This window comes from Prevotella sp. khp1 (assembly GCF_900102205.1).
Taxonomy (GTDB): domain Bacteria; phylum Bacteroidota; class Bacteroidia; order Bacteroidales; family Bacteroidaceae; genus Prevotella; species Prevotella ruminicola.
In genome coordinates this window covers 66,526-80,892 of sequence record NZ_FNJZ01000003.1, presented here as the reverse complement: position 1 = coordinate 80,892, position 14,367 = coordinate 66,526, and the positions used below count along the sequence as shown (strand labels likewise).

Genomic DNA, 14,367 nt, shown 5'->3' with positions numbered 1-14,367 from the left:
ATTACATCTTATTCAAAAGAAACAGAGGGCAACCAATTAAATGGCACAGTGATTTCCAGGAACCACGACGAACCTCGACGAACACAATACCACCATGGTCACACCTCTGCTGAGATATGAACTGGTAGCCTTCGTTCGTCTTAATTAATAGAATATTCGTGGTATTCGGAAATACGAAGAACCCGGCTCTATTTCTAACCAATAAGATTTTTCTGAGTGCAAAGATAATGCAAATCGAGTGAAATTCCAAAGGAAAACACGTTTTTCTTTGCATTTCCGAGATGAAGCTTATCTTCGAGCATTGCTCAAAGATAATGCAAATATCCTTTCCGCCCAAATATTAAACGGAAAATCTTATGTAATCATCATCTCTTTGCCCTCCTCTGCAAAAAAAATAAGTTCAACATGTTTTCTAAATTATCTCTGATATAACAAGCCATTTCCCTAATTATGATAGAGAAAAGTATAAAAAAATACTATTTTGCTTGCAAAATTGAAATTAATCTCTTATCTTTGCACTCAGAAAGTACATCGGAGACTTGTTCTCCGTCATCAGAAGACTCCTTGGAAGCAAACGGGCGCTTTATCTCGTCAATACTTCTGAGGAGTTTATTTATTTCTATAGGTGTTAATGCGTGGTCATAATAGGTACATCCATTTTTCACACCAATAGCCAGTTTAACAGTATAATCTATGCCCTCCATTTTCAACCCCACAACGTAATATCTAAAGGTATCATACTCGTTTTTGTTTTTCTCATTCAGATCTTCTGCTATGAATATAGATTTCCTTATTAGTTCTGGTATAAGAGCCAACGACTTCAAGTGAGCCAAATTTTCAGCATCATGCCTTGTAACCTTTTCAGCACCCTTACGAGTCACTTTAATCAAATCGCCAGTATCAACATTAAGATAACTGCCTCTGATGTTAGCCCTCAGATACTTCTCAGCTGATTTGTTAGTCAACTCATATAAACCTTCGTACTCTTTTCCTGTTGATATTACTATTTGACTCTCTGCGAGTTTCTTTATTCGCAGAGAAAGCAAATCTGTTTCTTCATTATTGGTTTCTATGTTGTTCATTCTTCAGTTTTCTAAATATGCTTGCAAAGATAACACAAATATTTGTAAGCGCCAAAAGTTTTATGGGGAAATAACATTCAACGCAACTTTTTTCAAAATTCAAAAAGCTGATATAATACTTAAAGTTGTTTCATCATCTGATCCCATTCTATCTCTTTTGCTTTACGAATATTAGGGATATCATAACTACTACAGACAAATGTTTGTTCTTTCACACTACTATCATTGTCTATATAAACACAGGTGGCGTAGTGAAAAGAAACACCAATACTATTCTTATGAAATATTATCAGCTGACCGCACGTAGAATTATAAACGACATCTATAATAAAGTGCCTTTGTCTGTCAAACATAAAATACTTTTTATCCTTTATGAACACGTAATACTCGTCAAGGCTGCTACAATTATCAGGGATGCGCATAACTGATTCGTCAATTTCAACTCGTAATGCTGCCATCGTCTCCTTTGAAAATATACTTTTTCCATAGCTTAATGGTGTTTGACAATCACTGTATTCGTCATTTAGAAACGACTTGTACATCTCATCTTTAAGCCCAGAATAATAATCGTACCTCATTTGTCTATTTTCCCCTTGAGCGGGAATTTCCTGTGGTGATGGTTGAGGGAGAGATTCTTCATCATTAGGATTATTAATCCAATCACGACACATAGGAGAGCAGAGTAAGAATTCCTTAAGATTATCTACCGCCTGTTTACTAACATTAATTTCCAGGCAGGTAATACCAGATTCCACTATTTTCTGTCTCTTTCTTCCATTTACCTCATGAGTGTTATTAATCTCTATTGCCCATCGTTTGCCATCCGCTGTGATACCAACAATGTCAGGTTGCATATCTATTCTATCCTCACGTCTTTCGACTTCAACTTCCACAAACTCTAGTTTGCGAGGAGCAACTGATTTATATTGCGGAGCCATTACAGACATATTCTCTTCAATGATTTTTTCTGAAAGCATATGTAAAATTGTCATAGTAACTCCATGGCAATTCGAATGCTTTGAATGAGCAAAATATGGTGCACGAGCACCTGTACCTATTCTTGCTTCAAGTGGTTTCCTGCATTTAGGACACCGGCAATTACAGGCCAATCCATGTTCTTTTATGCTGTAGATGCTTACTAACTCATTATTTGAATTAAGCGCATACGGCAGTTTTCTATCATAAGCGGTCCTTTTCAAATCACTTTTTTATACTATTTTGTACCACTTTATCAAATTCCTCTTTCGTGCAGGGTTTACGTAAAATCCAATAGGAAGTTGTAGATGTAGAGCCTGTTCCTCCTGAAGAAGCTCCATGAGTCGTAGCACCATTCAAATACATTTCCCATCCTTGCGAAAAGAAATACATCAAGGCACCAGCTGGAGTAGAGAATTTGACTTTTTCTCCATTCTCATCACGAAGGCGTTTCACCTCATTTCCATCATCATAAAAGACTTTAAATTCCTCATTTGTAAAATCTCCGTAGAAAGATACAATATTATAAATTCAAGTTTCGCATGTTAAAAATTTGTTGAGATAAGGTCGCCAAAAAGAGCACAGGGATTTCCGTATGTCGCAGAAATTTTGTAACTTTGAAGTGCTAACAATAAAGTACAAAACCCCATGCTCAGCGACAAAGGTACAAACATTTTTTCAGAGATCGGCAAGTTTTTCAAAGAAAATGATGCCACGAGTGCAATGAATGCGATAATAGACATGACAAAGGCCCTCCGGCTGTCCGAAAAGCGGCTCTTCAGCAGCGAGAGCAGGTGCAACTGCAAGCTGACGCAGCTGCAGGTGCTTGGGCTGTTGATGTTGTTTCCCTGTTTCATGATTCGCAATGCCTATAACTATGGTAAGTCCTCGCTATGCGGTCTGTTTGACTGCAGGAAGGACGTGTTCTATCGGTTTATCTCCAATGAGTCGTATGACTGACGCAAAATCCTTGCCACTGTCTCGCTCCAGCTTTGGAACAAGACTCAGTATCGTAGCCGATGAGCGCAACGCCATGGTATTTGTGGACAAGAATCTGAAGTCTACATAATGGCAGGCACCATGTATTTTGCCATGCAGTAACCCCCACCTATGAGCCATATCCAGAGGATGAAGGCCAGGAGGAAGGGCTTGGCACCTGCCTTCTTGAATTTGTCTATACTGGTCTCTGCACCAAGGGCTGTCATCGCCATGGTGAGGAGGAAGGTATCGAGCGTATTGATAAATTCCACTGCGCTGGCTGGCAAGAGGTTGAGAGAATTGAATCCGATTACCACCAGGAAGAGAATAGCAAACCAAGGGATGGTGATCTTGCCTTTCTCGCCGTCCTCTCTGCCTGCCACATCTTTTGCCACAAAGAAGGCGATGACCAGCAATACTGGTACAAGCATCATCACGCGTATCATTTTTACGATGATGGCATTATCGGATACATCGGCACCCATCGCATTGCCAGCACCCACCACATGAGCCACCTCGTGAATGGTGCTACCTGCAAAGATACCCATCTGCGATGCTGGCAGATCAAATACGCCTGCACGATACAGCATGGGGTAAACAAACATAGAGAGTGTGCCAAATATCACCACCGTAGCAACGGCCACAGCAGTCTTATAAGGTTTGGGCTTGATGGCGCCATCTACACCCATCACTGCAGCTGCACCACAAATGGCACTACCACAGGCTGTAAGCAGGGCGATAGAACGGTCCATTTTGAGCAATCTACCGATAAACACACCCAGCAGGATGGTACAGGTCACCACAATGGCATCTACCACGATGGCGGGCAGTCCTACTGCGATAACATCCTGAAACGAGAGTTTGAAACCATAGAGGATGATACCAAATCGCAGGATTCTCTTGCCGGTAAAAGCGATGCCTGGCACCCATGCATCGGGCAACTGATTGCGCAGACTGTTGGCATACAGCATACCAAGAATAATACCTACTACCAGCGGACTAAAGCTAAGCGCCTTGACCAACTGCATATCACCAATGTAAAAAGCGGCACAAGCAAAGAGTGCCATGAGTAGCACACCATTGAGCATGCTGCCACGTTGTTCTGAAATCTTCATAATTTTGTCGTTTGTTTTTTTTGCCTGCAAAGGTACGAAAAGTTACGAAGAATACAGTCTATATGGTCATACAAAATAACTATCCCTTATAACCAGCAGTTATAAAGCGCTTGAATGATTTAGCGATTTCAGAGGTCTCGCCTTGCTTTTCCACGAGAGATAATTTGCGATTGATGCTCATCCCATCTATCTCCACTATGCGGAAGATATTGCTGTATATTTCCTTGTTGACCGAGCGTATGCTCACGATGCCCAGCGCATCTGATTTCTCTACATAATGCTTGATACCCTCTGTTGTTCCGAAGTTCATTTCTATGTCCAGGTCGGATAAGCTAATGCCCTGACGCTTAAGTGCTTGTTGTATCACGTCAAGAGTACCAGAGCCGAACTCTCTGATCACGATAGGGATAGATTTCAATTCTGCCAGCGAAATGCTTTCCTTCGTCAGTTGGGTGTTGTCTGAGCGAACGATAGCCACCAGTTCATCATCCATGAAGGATGTATATTTCAGTTGTGGCTGACGTATCACGCCCTCCACCATACCTATATCAATTCTGTCTGACGAGAGCGCATATTCTATTTCTCTGCTATTGCCACTCAGCATGGAGATGCGCACATCAGGAAACTGGCGATGAAAAGCTGCAATCATCTCTGGAACCACATATTGCGAGATGGTGGTACTTGCTCCAATACGCAGCTCACCTGTGGTATACTGCTGCAGGGCATTCATGTCGTAATTTAGTTTCTGGTAATTCTTCAGAATCTTGTTGGCATGATCTAGCAGCAACTGACCGGCCTTGGTCAGTTGAATTTTGTTACCCAAGCGCTCGAAAAGTCGCACATTATACTCCTTTTCCAGTTCCTGCACATGCTTGCTGATGGCAGGCTGACTGATAAAAAGCTCTTGAGAAGCCTTGGTAAAGCTCAAGTTTCGAGCCACACTCTGAAATACCTTCAATCGAATATCTATCATATTATTCAAGTTTCGCATGTTAAAAATTTGTTGAGATAAGGTCGCAAAAAAGAGCACAGGGATTACCACCAATCGCAAGCTCGATTTCTTCGAGGCCTACAGGATTTACTCCAGACGTTGGTCTCTGGAAGTCGTATTCAAGGAGAGCAAGCAGAACCTGGGACTCGGAAAGTACCAGATGCGCCGCTCGGCTTTGCCGCTTGGCTCGTCCAAGAACTTCTCCTCGCAGATTGCCATGACTGTAATCACGGCCATGCAGTACAATCTGCTCTCCACCGCCAAGCGCTTCTCTGACTACGAGACTGTGGGCGGACTCTTCAATGATGCTGTCAAGGGCAGCGTGGAGCTCACTCTCACTGAGAGAATCTGGGATATGATACTTGAGATGGTCCGCATGATTGCAGAGTGCTTCAATATCGAGGATGAGGAAATCTTCGATACGCTCTTGAATCGGTCGGACAAACTCAGTCATTTCGTTGGACTTTATCAGTTAAAACTGGCAAGTTAGGAACTTGCGAAACTTGAATTATAAATATAATACTTATCTGTCTCCCCTTGGCAATAACCAAACAAAGGAATTGTCAATAATAGCAATAAAAATACCTTTCTCATAAAACAAATCATTTTTGTTGCAAATATAATGCAATTAAGCGAAATCGCCAAAAGTTTCATGTGAAAACTTGTGTATCTTGCAAGGAAGTTGAGAATTATACCTACTTCAACTTACTGTACAACTCAAGCCCTTTGAGAGTTAATAGGTATTTCTGGCGGGGATGGCGAGGCGTATTGGGATATAGCGGACATACATTACCGGCATCTATCGATGGTTTGAGATAGTGCGATGTAAAGTGTTCGCGGTCATTCAATCCTACAGTAGCCATCAGTTCCTTCAATGACATTTGTTGTTCACCAATAGCCAGCACTACACGTTCAATATTAGGATTACTTGTCGGGTACTTGTCGGGTACTTGTCGGGTACCTCCCGTCAAGTCAGGCTGTACGCTCCACTCCTCGGTGGGATTTATATGCAGATAGCGATTACGCAAATCCCATTGTTCGTCAAGCAAAAGATTTCGGAAAAATCGCTCCAGATATACAGGCGAATAATCGATACCCTTTACGGCATTTTTATAATTGGCACGTACCAAAGCATTACGGAAGTACCACGAGTGATTGGCAAACATATCGTTATTTACCTTAAAGCCAATATGTCGCAGATAAAGAATGGTAAACACAGCCGTGGTACGGGTATTGCCCTCGCCAAAAGCATGAATCTGCCAAATGCCCGATACAAAGCTGGCAATATGCGCAATCATCACATCATGCGAAATGCCTTTATAACTAAACTTGCGTTCCTGCTCAAGATCGTAATCCAATGCACGCTGCAAATCTTCCCAATTCAGGTAGTTCACGGTATCGCCCTCAAGCACCCACTCTTTCTTGGTGATATTATAATCGCGCACTTTGCCGGCATGCTTAAACACCCCCTCAAAAATTCTGCGATGCAGCGATATGATGCCATTCGAACTAAAATCAAAAGTTTCCGACGAGAGAATCTTGGTGATATTAGCAGATACTTTATCTGCCTCCTGTTTCTCATTGTCGTCTGGCTCACGAACCGATTTCGACTGATAATAAGACTTAATCAACTCACGTGCCTGATCGATATCTATATCGCCCTCAATATGCTTGCGAGCCGTTTCTTTAAGATAGTCAGACGTCTTCAAACCATCAACAGCTTGAAGTCCGATAGCAGTCTGCCAATACTCAGCCTTTTCCCTTTTACCAGGCTCTCCTTGGCGGATATACTCATCAAAGTCTATGTACTTATTATCTTGTGACATAACTTTACTATTAACACTGCAAAGATAACACAAATATTTGGAAGCACCAAAAGTTTTACCCCAAAAACTTGCAGGATTGAAGAAAAGTAATATCTTTGCCAACGCAACACCCCGATGCCCCTGCTATACCACTCGCTGGAAAGATGTGATAAAGCTGAAGTAGCTATGCAGTAAGCACCAAAGGTTTTGGCACAAATGACGGTTATTCTTCAATAACAGACAAACTTGACCACTAACTTGACCACTAACTTGACCACTAACGTGATTTGTACTTCCCTACAATAGGAGCTGGGAACTTAGAAACCTTCATTTTAGGTGGTTTTTGTGATGGTTTCCGGTCACCCTCATGACCATTTTTGTGACCATTTTTGTGACCATTTTTACGGGTTTAGAAGTGTAATTAATGTTAAAACCAAATTATATGCACAATGGTACATTAGTTCATTAGTTCATTTCCAATCTGAAGAAATACAAGCAGGAGAACGAGAGAGGGTAACGGGAGGTGGAGACTATATTTATTCTATATTATATATTAAATTTATATATATTGTAATATATATAAATTATATAAAGCAATAAGAGCCCACAGATGCGCTACTAAACTTTACAAAATGAACTAATGAACTAATGTACCATTCCAGCCCGCCAGCAGGGCATTTTGAGTGGTACGTCAGAATCTGGTGGATAGTTTACGAGATTTTTGTAAAAACTGCCGAACTTTCTTTTAGATAGCTTGGCTGTATCTCGAGGATTGCTGATAGATACATTATTTGTGAAGTAATATTAATTTACAATAAAAAACAAGGTCCAAAAAACGTTTGGAGGGTAAAATTTTTATTTGTACCTTTGCATCGTCAAAAAGAAACAAAGTGCACACGTGGATTGAGACATACGAGAGTAATTAACATTAGTATTAACCATTAAAATTAAAAAGTATTAGAGTATGGCAAAGATTTTTTATGAGTTGCGACAGAACAAGAACAATAAGTCGCAGGTATTTGGCAAGTGGTTCGCCCACAGCAAGAGTATTGAAACCCTGAACACCCGCAAGCTGGCAAAGCACATCAGTGAGCACGGTAGCGTTTATACGCAGGATGTAGTATTTGGTGTGCTGGAGAAGTTCCGTAGCTGCCTGGTGGAGATGCTGCTGGAGAGCAAGCGAGTGAAGATCGACGGACTGGGTACCTTCTTCACTACCCTGGAGAATGAGCCCGGCGGTGCTCCCAAGAAGGAGGAGTTTAATGTGGGTAAGAACCTGAAGGCTCTCCACATCCGATTCATGCCTGAGCAGGAGCAGGAGATGAACATCTCAAGTCGTGAGTTCCTGAAGAAGGCCGAGTTTGTGAATGCCGAGAGTCTGCTGAGCGGCGATGGTGAGAAGACCACCAACGGCGGTGGTAGCAGCCAGGGCGGCAATACCGGTGGAAACACCGGAGGTAATACCGGCGGTGGCAATAGCGGTGGTGGAAGCCACGAGCCTATCGGAGACTAAGGGCTGGGGCTTAGGCCCCACCCTATTCCATTGACCATTAACCACTAAACATTGACCATTAAACATTAAACATTAAACATTAAAAGCTATGACAAAGAAAGAAACATTAAAGTTTATCGTACAGATGATTGCCAGTATCGCTACAGCGATTGTAACAGCCCTAGGTGCCACGAGTTGCATGGGCGCCATGTAGATAGCCAAGGACCTGCACTTGCGCGGCCCGCCACGCATACTGCAGCAGGCTCTATCCTATCACCCTCAGGTTTCAAATCGAAGCCTGAGGGTATTTTTTTATATGAAATCAGGGAGGACGGGCTGTTCAGATTTGAGAAGAGAATGGCGGATTAACAATTATTATGTCCTAAAATTAGGCAGTTTGGAATATTTTCCGTATATTGCACCCCAAATACCAATAACGAATGAAGCTGAAAGATTTCTTTGCGTTTAAGGACTGGCTATCTTATCGACAGAAGGTGGGTTTGCTGGTTATAGCGGGCGTCGTATGCGGCCTCGGCGGATTGTTTATGTATCTGCTTAGGGCGCATACCTATTTTATAGGCGATAACCCGTCGGCCTGCGTTAACTGCCACATTATGACCCCTTACTACGCCACATGGAGCCACTCCTCGCACGGACGTATCGACAACCAGAAAAACGGTGCTACGTGCAACGATTGTCATGTGCCTCATCAGAACTTAGCTTTTTATTATGGTTTCAAGGCGGTAGACGGCTTGAAGCACACGGCTTATTTCGTGGGTCACATGGAGCATCAGGCTATCAAGGCCGAGCCCCTGACTGGGCAGGTGGTAATGGATAACTGCATTCGTTGCCACACCCAACTAAACACCGAGTTTGTTAAGACAGGACGCTTGGGCTATATGCAGCAGCTGGCCACAGGCGGCAAGGTGTGTTGGGACTGCCATCGCAACGTGCCCCATGGCGGCATGAACTCGCTGATGGCCACCCCAAATGCCGAAGGCGTAACGCCGCTGCCACCCTCTCCAGTACCTGAGTGGCTACAGAAGATGATGGACTAAGGCAATTGATAATTGATAATTGAAAATTGATAATTGAAAAAAGGAATATTATGGCTAAGCATTTGAAACAATGGCAAGGTTGGATTCTTTTCGGAGGATCGATGGCAGTGGTCTTTATCCTGGGACTGCTTGTTTCGTCGCTGATGGAGCGCAGAGCAGAGGTGGCCAGTGTGTTTAACAATAAACGTACAGTGTTCGAGGATGAGATCGTCGCACAGAACGAAAAGTTCAAAGCCGACTACCCACGTGAGTACGAGACTTGGGCGATGACAGAGGACACCACCTTTAAGTCGAAGTATAACTCGTCGCAGGAGGTGGATGTGCTCGAGCAGCGTCCTGAGATGGTAGTGCTGTGGGCTGGCTATGCCTTCTCGCGCCATTACAACACCCCTCGCGGACACAAACATGCCCTTGAGGATATGCGCAAAATTCTGCGTACAGGTAATCCAGGCATTGTGGTGAAGACTGCCGATGGACGTGACTCAATCGCTGGAGATATGCAGCCTGCTACCTGCTGGACTTGTAAGGGTCCCGATGTGCCACGCATGATGCGCGAACTGGGTAATGGTAAGGATCAGTTCTCGCCCGCCAACTTCTACGCTAAGAAGTGGAGCGAGCTGGGTGCCGAAGAGGTAAATACCATTGGCTGCAGCGACTGTCACGATGCACGCACCATGGACTTGCGCCCTGCGCGTCCTGCCCTCTACGAGGCCTTTGCCCGTCGCGGTCTGAACGTGAAGAACGCTACCCATCAGGAAATGCGTTCGCTGGTATGCGCTCAGTGCCACGTGGAGTACTACTTCATCAAGCCTAACGACGAGAAGAATCCCGGCAAGGCCAACTATCTGGTATTCCCGCACGACAAGGGATTAACCTGCGAGGCTGCCGAGGAATACTACGACGAGATTGGTTTCTACGACTATATACATCCGCTATCTGGCACGAAGATTCTGAAAGCTCAGCATCCGGGTTGGGAGATGTCGCAGCACGGTATCCATGCTCAGCGCGGCGTATCGTGTGCCGACTGCCACATGCCTTACAAGCAGGAAGGTGGCGTGAAGTTCAGCGATCACCAGATTCAGTCGCCATTGGCTAAGATTGATCGCACCTGCCAGACTTGTCACCGTCAGGATGCCGAGGTTCTGCGCCAGAATGTGTACGACCGTCAGGAGAAGTGTAACGAGGTGCGCAACCGTGCCGAGCAGGAACTGGCCCGTGCCCATTTCGAGGCTAAGTTCATCATCGACAAGGGAGCTACAGAGGCTGAGATGGCTCCTATCCAGGCTTTGTTGCGCAAGAGCCAGTGGCGTTGGGACTATGCCATCGCCTCTCATGGTGCTACTTTCCATGCGCCTCAGGAAGTTACCCGTCTGCTCTCCCACTCTGTCGACTATGCCCAGCAGGCCCGTTTGCTCATCGCCCGCGTAGCCGCCAAGCACGGACATACCGAAGCCATCCCTGTGCCTGATTATAGCACCAAGGCAAAGGCTCAGGCTGCCATCGGTCTCAACATGCAGAAGCTGAACGAGAACAAGCAACGCTTCCTGCAGGAAATCGAGCCCAAGTGGATTGAAGAGGCGAAAAAGAACGGAAAACTGATTGAAATCTGATGTGGACGAAACCCTGGACATTTAAGGAAGGCTTCCTCATTGGAGGAGGCCTTATCTTTGCAGGACTGATGCTGGAACTGAGCGTGGGTCCTGTAATGTGGGATGCATTTGCGTGGCCAGCTAACGCCATTGTGCTGGCAGGATTCTTTGTGATGTTGACAGCGATGGCGTACTTGCGTAAAAAAATATATGCCTTCCAATGGATGACAACGTATCAAGCAGCCATCCCAGCCATGGTATATGCTGTTGCGCTGACCATTATCATGGGACTGACACGACAGCAAGCAAACGGCACGTGGCTGAACAATATGCTGTCGTTCTGGCCGTTCGTACTTATTTATGTGTATATCACGGTGATTCTGGGACTCACCATCCATCGCAGATTACGTCAAATATTCAGAGGTGAGTGGTCGATGAAGCGCGATGTACCTTTCTTATTGAACCATCTCGGCCTTTTCATAGCATTGACCACTGCCACGCTTGGCAATGCCGACATACAGCGCGTAAAAATGATTTGTAGCGTTGGCGAACCTGAATGGCGCGCAATGGAGCAAGGAGGTGCTATCAAAGAAATGGATCTAGCCATCGAACTGAAGAAGTTCATCATGGAAACCTACGACGACGGCTCGCCCAAGCGCTTTGCTTCGGAGATACAGATACTGACGAAGACGGGCAAGAATATCGAGACTACCATTGATGTGAACATGCCCTACGAGGTGGACGGCTGGAAAATCTATCAGTACGGCTACGACACGCAGATGGGGGCTCAGAGCCAGATATCAATACTCGAACTGGTGAGCGACCCGTGGCTGCCATTTGTCTATACAGGTATTTATATGATGCTGGCAGGAGCGGTTTGTATGTTTGTTATTGGTGGGAGGAAACGCGTATGAGTTGGGAGCATTTTATATATTTCGCAATTGCAGCGGTACTGCTTTGGGCCGTGGGTGCATGGGCTGCGTGGAAGAGTAAAACTGGTATGGCCTACGCGACAACTGTCTTGGGCTTACTCTTTTTCTTCTCGTTCATCCTCTCTATGTGGATCTCGCTGGAGCGACCGCCACTGCGCACGATGGGCGAAACGCGACTCTGGTATTCGTTCTTCCTGCCGTTGGCGGGTCTCATCGTCTATTCGCGCTGGAAGTACAAGTGGATCCTGTCGTTCTCGACCATTCTCGCCCTGGTATTTATCTGTGTAAATCTGTTCAAACCGGAGATACACGACAAGACGCTGATGCCCGCCCTTCAGAGTCCTTGGTTTGCGCCACATGTTATCGTCTATATGTTCGCCTACGCCGTACTCGGTGCGGCGGCAGTGATGGCTATCTATCTGCTCTTTATCAAAAAGAGTGACATCGCTGACCAAGAGTTCTTTGCAGAGCAAAGCGACAAAGTCGAGCGTGACATCACGGACAACCTCGTTTATGTCGGTCTTGCCTTCCTCACCATAGGCATGCTTTTGGGTGCCCTATGGGCCAAGGAGGCATGGGGCCACTACTGGTCGTGGGATCCTAAAGAAACGTGGGCTGCCATCACTTGGCTAGCCTACCTCATCTACGTCCACTACCGCCAGTTACAACTCCATCGTGAGCGGCTGGCCCTTTGGATAATCATCATATCGTTCGTACTCTTACAAATGTGTTGGTGGGGTATCAATTACCTGCCATCAGCCCAAGGTTCAAGTGTACATACTTATAGCATTAGTGAATAAACAACTATGAGAAAAGCAAGTAGAGAGATGGTAAGCGTAAACAGTATGATAAACAGGGTGAAGAAATGAAATATGGCAGAATGAAATGACCAGGATTGAGCAAGAGAAGCGAATAGTCCGTAAGATGATTGATCGGAAATCTTTCACATCCACGTCGAGGTGGCGTGCAATCTCATAGAGTACTTCTATCTGCAATGGTACATTAGTTCATTAGTTCATTTCTGATTTTTTATGTAATAAACGCCAATAATCAGGCAAAGATGATGGAATTTGAAAGAAAAACACTATCTTTGCAGGCAATTATGGACATTACAGAGAGATTTATAAACTATACCCAGTTTGACACACAGTCGGCTGAGGATAGTGACACCGTACCGAGTACGGCGAAACAACTGGTGTTTGCCGAGTACTTGAAGAAAGAACTGGAACATGAGGGACTGAGTGATGTGGAGATGGACGAGAAGGGTTACATCTACGCTACACTAAAGGCCAACACGAAAGATGAGATTCCTACCATCGGATTTATTTCGCACTATGATACCAGCCCCGACTGCTCGGGTGCTGACATCAAGCCACACATTGTACGCAACTACGACGGCAGCGATATTCTGCTTTCGGAGGGTATTATGATGAGTCCCACAAAATTCCCCGAGCTGCTGCAGCACACAGGCGAGGACCTGATTGTGACGGATGGTACCACACTGCTGGGTGCCGACGACAAGGCGGGCATAGCCGAGATAGTAGAGGCGATGTGCTACCTGCGCGACCACAAGGAGATAAAGCATGGCGATATTCGCGTGGCCTTTAACCCTGACGAGGAGATTGGTATGGGCGCGCACCACTTTGATGTAGAGAAATTCGGTTGCGAATGGGGCTACACCATGGATGGCGGCGATGTGGGCGAACTGGAGTTTGAGAACTTTAATGCTGCCAGCGCCAAGATATATATAAAAGGTGTAAGCGTGCATCCTGGCTATGCTAAGGACAAGATGGTGAATGCCAACCTGCTGGCGATGGAACTGGCTGCGATGCTGCCTGCGGATGAGCGCCCCGAGACTACTGAGGGTTATCAGGGATTCTATCACCTGCTGGGTGTACAGGGAAGTGTTGAGAAGGCGAGCATGCACTACATTATACGCGACCACGACCGCGACCGTTTTGAGGAGCGCAAGCGCACACTGGCCAGCGTGGTGGCTGCAATGAACGAGAAATATGGTGAGGGTACTGTAACACTTGAAACAAAGGACCAGTACTACAATATGAAGGAGAAGATTGACCCGCAGATGCACGTGATAGACTTGGTGCTGCGCGCCATGCAGGACTGCGGTGTGGCTCCGAAAGTAAAGCCTATCCGTGGTGGTACGGATGGTGCACAACTGAGTTTTAAAGGATTGCCCTGCCCTAACATTTTTGCGGGCGGCGTGAACTTTCATGGACCTTACGAGTTTGTAAGTATCCAATCAATGGAAAAAGCCAAGCAGGTAATCGTCAAAATCTGCGAGCTTACCGCAGGCTTTAATCTTTAATCTTTAATGTTTAATGTTTAATCT

At 45.2% G+C, this 14,367-nt stretch carries 15 protein-coding genes; 8 read left to right on the top strand and 7 right to left on the bottom strand.

All coding sequences use genetic code 11. The features are described 5' to 3' along the window. Positions 1-476: 476 nt before the first annotated feature. From BLR73_RS09390 to BLR73_RS09370, 6 genes are all read right to left on the bottom strand, one after another. Positions 477-1,082, bottom strand: a complete 606-nt coding sequence (locus BLR73_RS09390) for an LPD3 domain-containing protein (RefSeq protein WP_033149439.1) — start codon at positions 1,080-1,082, stop codon at positions 477-479. A gap of 119 nt (positions 1,083-1,201) precedes the next feature. Continuing rightward, the gene (locus BLR73_RS09385) at positions 1,202-2,281 is read right to left on the bottom strand and encodes a competence protein CoiA family protein (protein WP_143010927.1); all 1,080 of its coding nucleotides are present in this window, start codon (positions 2,279-2,281) and stop codon (positions 1,202-1,204) included. Between the two features lies 1 nt (position 2,282). Next, a complete protein-coding gene (locus BLR73_RS14180) occupies positions 2,283-2,513 on the bottom strand; it encodes a hypothetical protein (protein WP_143010926.1) in 231 nt (76 codons plus the stop codon). Positions 2,514-2,602: 89 nt separating this feature from the next. Next, positions 2,603-2,914, bottom strand: coding sequence for a hypothetical protein (locus tag BLR73_RS14175; protein ID WP_139294829.1), 312 nt, complete (start codon positions 2,912-2,914; stop codon positions 2,603-2,605). Positions 2,915-3,118: 204 nt separating this feature from the next. Continuing rightward, the gene (locus BLR73_RS09375; RefSeq protein WP_027455093.1) at positions 3,119-4,150 is read right to left on the bottom strand and encodes a YeiH family protein; all 1,032 of its coding nucleotides are present in this window, start codon (positions 4,148-4,150) and stop codon (positions 3,119-3,121) included. Positions 4,151-4,229: 79 nt separating this feature from the next. After that, positions 4,230-5,123, bottom strand: coding sequence for a LysR family transcriptional regulator (locus BLR73_RS09370; protein ID WP_033151357.1), 894 nt, complete (start codon positions 5,121-5,123; stop codon positions 4,230-4,232). Positions 5,124-5,358: 235 nt separating this feature from the next. Here BLR73_RS09370 and BLR73_RS14170 point away from each other — a divergent pair, with 235 nt between their 5' ends. Beyond that, on the top strand, positions 5,359-5,631 hold the full coding sequence (locus BLR73_RS14170) for a hypothetical protein (protein WP_143010925.1): 273 nt from the start codon (positions 5,359-5,361) through the stop codon (positions 5,629-5,631). A 205-nt stretch (positions 5,632-5,836) separates the two neighbouring features. Here BLR73_RS14170 and BLR73_RS09360 read toward each other — a convergent pair whose 3' ends face one another. After that, the gene (locus tag BLR73_RS09360; RefSeq protein WP_091861416.1) at positions 5,837-6,967 is read right to left on the bottom strand and encodes a Fic family protein; all 1,131 of its coding nucleotides are present in this window, start codon (positions 6,965-6,967) and stop codon (positions 5,837-5,839) included. 943 nt (positions 6,968-7,910) lie between these two features. Here BLR73_RS09360 and BLR73_RS09355 point away from each other — a divergent pair. From BLR73_RS09355 to pepT, 7 genes are all read left to right on the top strand, one after another. Next, a complete protein-coding gene (locus tag BLR73_RS09355) occupies positions 7,911-8,459 on the top strand; it encodes an HU family DNA-binding protein (RefSeq protein ID WP_073045524.1) in 549 nt (182 codons plus the stop codon). Between the two features lie 88 nt (positions 8,460-8,547). Continuing rightward, the gene (locus tag BLR73_RS14365; RefSeq protein WP_157054458.1) at positions 8,548-8,652 is read left to right on the top strand and encodes a smalltalk protein; all 105 of its coding nucleotides are present in this window, start codon (positions 8,548-8,550) and stop codon (positions 8,650-8,652) included. Positions 8,653-8,878: 226 nt separating this feature from the next. Beyond that, positions 8,879-9,496 carry a NapC/NirT family cytochrome c gene (locus BLR73_RS09350; protein ID WP_091861413.1) on the top strand — a complete coding sequence of 206 codons (618 nt, stop codon included), beginning with the start codon at positions 8,879-8,881 and terminating at the stop codon, positions 9,494-9,496. A gap of 50 nt (positions 9,497-9,546) precedes the next feature. Continuing rightward, the gene (nrfA, locus tag BLR73_RS09345; RefSeq protein WP_091861410.1) at positions 9,547-11,106 is read left to right on the top strand and encodes an ammonia-forming cytochrome c nitrite reductase; all 1,560 of its coding nucleotides are present in this window, start codon (positions 9,547-9,549) and stop codon (positions 11,104-11,106) included. Next, positions 11,106-11,999 carry a cytochrome c biogenesis ResB family protein gene (locus BLR73_RS09340; protein ID WP_028913132.1) on the top strand — a complete coding sequence of 298 codons (894 nt, stop codon included), beginning with the start codon at positions 11,106-11,108 and terminating at the stop codon, positions 11,997-11,999. The genes nrfA and BLR73_RS09340 overlap by 1 nt, the downstream gene beginning before the upstream one ends. Next, a complete protein-coding gene (ccsA, locus tag BLR73_RS09335; protein ID WP_091861407.1) occupies positions 11,996-12,817 on the top strand; it encodes a cytochrome c biogenesis protein CcsA in 822 nt (273 codons plus the stop codon). The genes BLR73_RS09340 and ccsA overlap by 4 nt, the downstream gene beginning before the upstream one ends. Before the next feature lie 302 nt (positions 12,818-13,119). After that, positions 13,120-14,343 carry a peptidase T gene (gene pepT / locus BLR73_RS09330; protein ID WP_091861404.1) on the top strand — a complete coding sequence of 408 codons (1,224 nt, stop codon included), beginning with the start codon at positions 13,120-13,122 and terminating at the stop codon, positions 14,341-14,343. Positions 14,344-14,367 lie beyond the last annotated feature (24 nt).

Coding starts and splice junctions, on each gene's coding strand:
- BLR73_RS09350 (WP_091861413.1), top strand. CDS start 8,879: ATGAAGCTGAAAGATTTCTTTGCGTTTAAGGACTGGCTATCTTATCGA.
- BLR73_RS09340 (WP_028913132.1), top strand. CDS start 11,106: ATGTGGACGAAACCCTGGACATTTAAGGAAGGCTTCCTCATTGGAGGA.
- BLR73_RS14365 (WP_157054458.1), top strand. CDS start 8,548: ATGACAAAGAAAGAAACATTAAAGTTTATCGTACAGATGATTGCCAGT.
- BLR73_RS09375 (WP_027455093.1), bottom strand. CDS start 4,150: ATGAAGATTTCAGAACAACGTGGCAGCATGCTCAATGGTGTGCTACTC.
- BLR73_RS09390 (WP_033149439.1), bottom strand. CDS start 1,082: ATGAACAACATAGAAACCAATAATGAAGAAACAGATTTGCTTTCTCTG.
- BLR73_RS14175 (WP_139294829.1), bottom strand. CDS start 2,914: ATGAAACAGGGAAACAACATCAACAGCCCAAGCACCTGCAGCTGCGTC.
- ccsA (WP_091861407.1), top strand. CDS start 11,996: ATGAGTTGGGAGCATTTTATATATTTCGCAATTGCAGCGGTACTGCTT.
- BLR73_RS09370 (WP_033151357.1), bottom strand. CDS start 5,123: ATGATAGATATTCGATTGAAGGTATTTCAGAGTGTGGCTCGAAACTTG.
- BLR73_RS14170 (WP_143010925.1), top strand. CDS start 5,359: ATGACTGTAATCACGGCCATGCAGTACAATCTGCTCTCCACCGCCAAG.
- nrfA (WP_091861410.1), top strand. CDS start 9,547: ATGGCTAAGCATTTGAAACAATGGCAAGGTTGGATTCTTTTCGGAGGA.
- BLR73_RS09360 (WP_091861416.1), bottom strand. CDS start 6,967: ATGTCACAAGATAATAAGTACATAGACTTTGATGAGTATATCCGCCAA.
- pepT (WP_091861404.1), top strand. CDS start 13,120: ATGGACATTACAGAGAGATTTATAAACTATACCCAGTTTGACACACAG.
- BLR73_RS09355 (WP_073045524.1), top strand. CDS start 7,911: ATGGCAAAGATTTTTTATGAGTTGCGACAGAACAAGAACAATAAGTCG.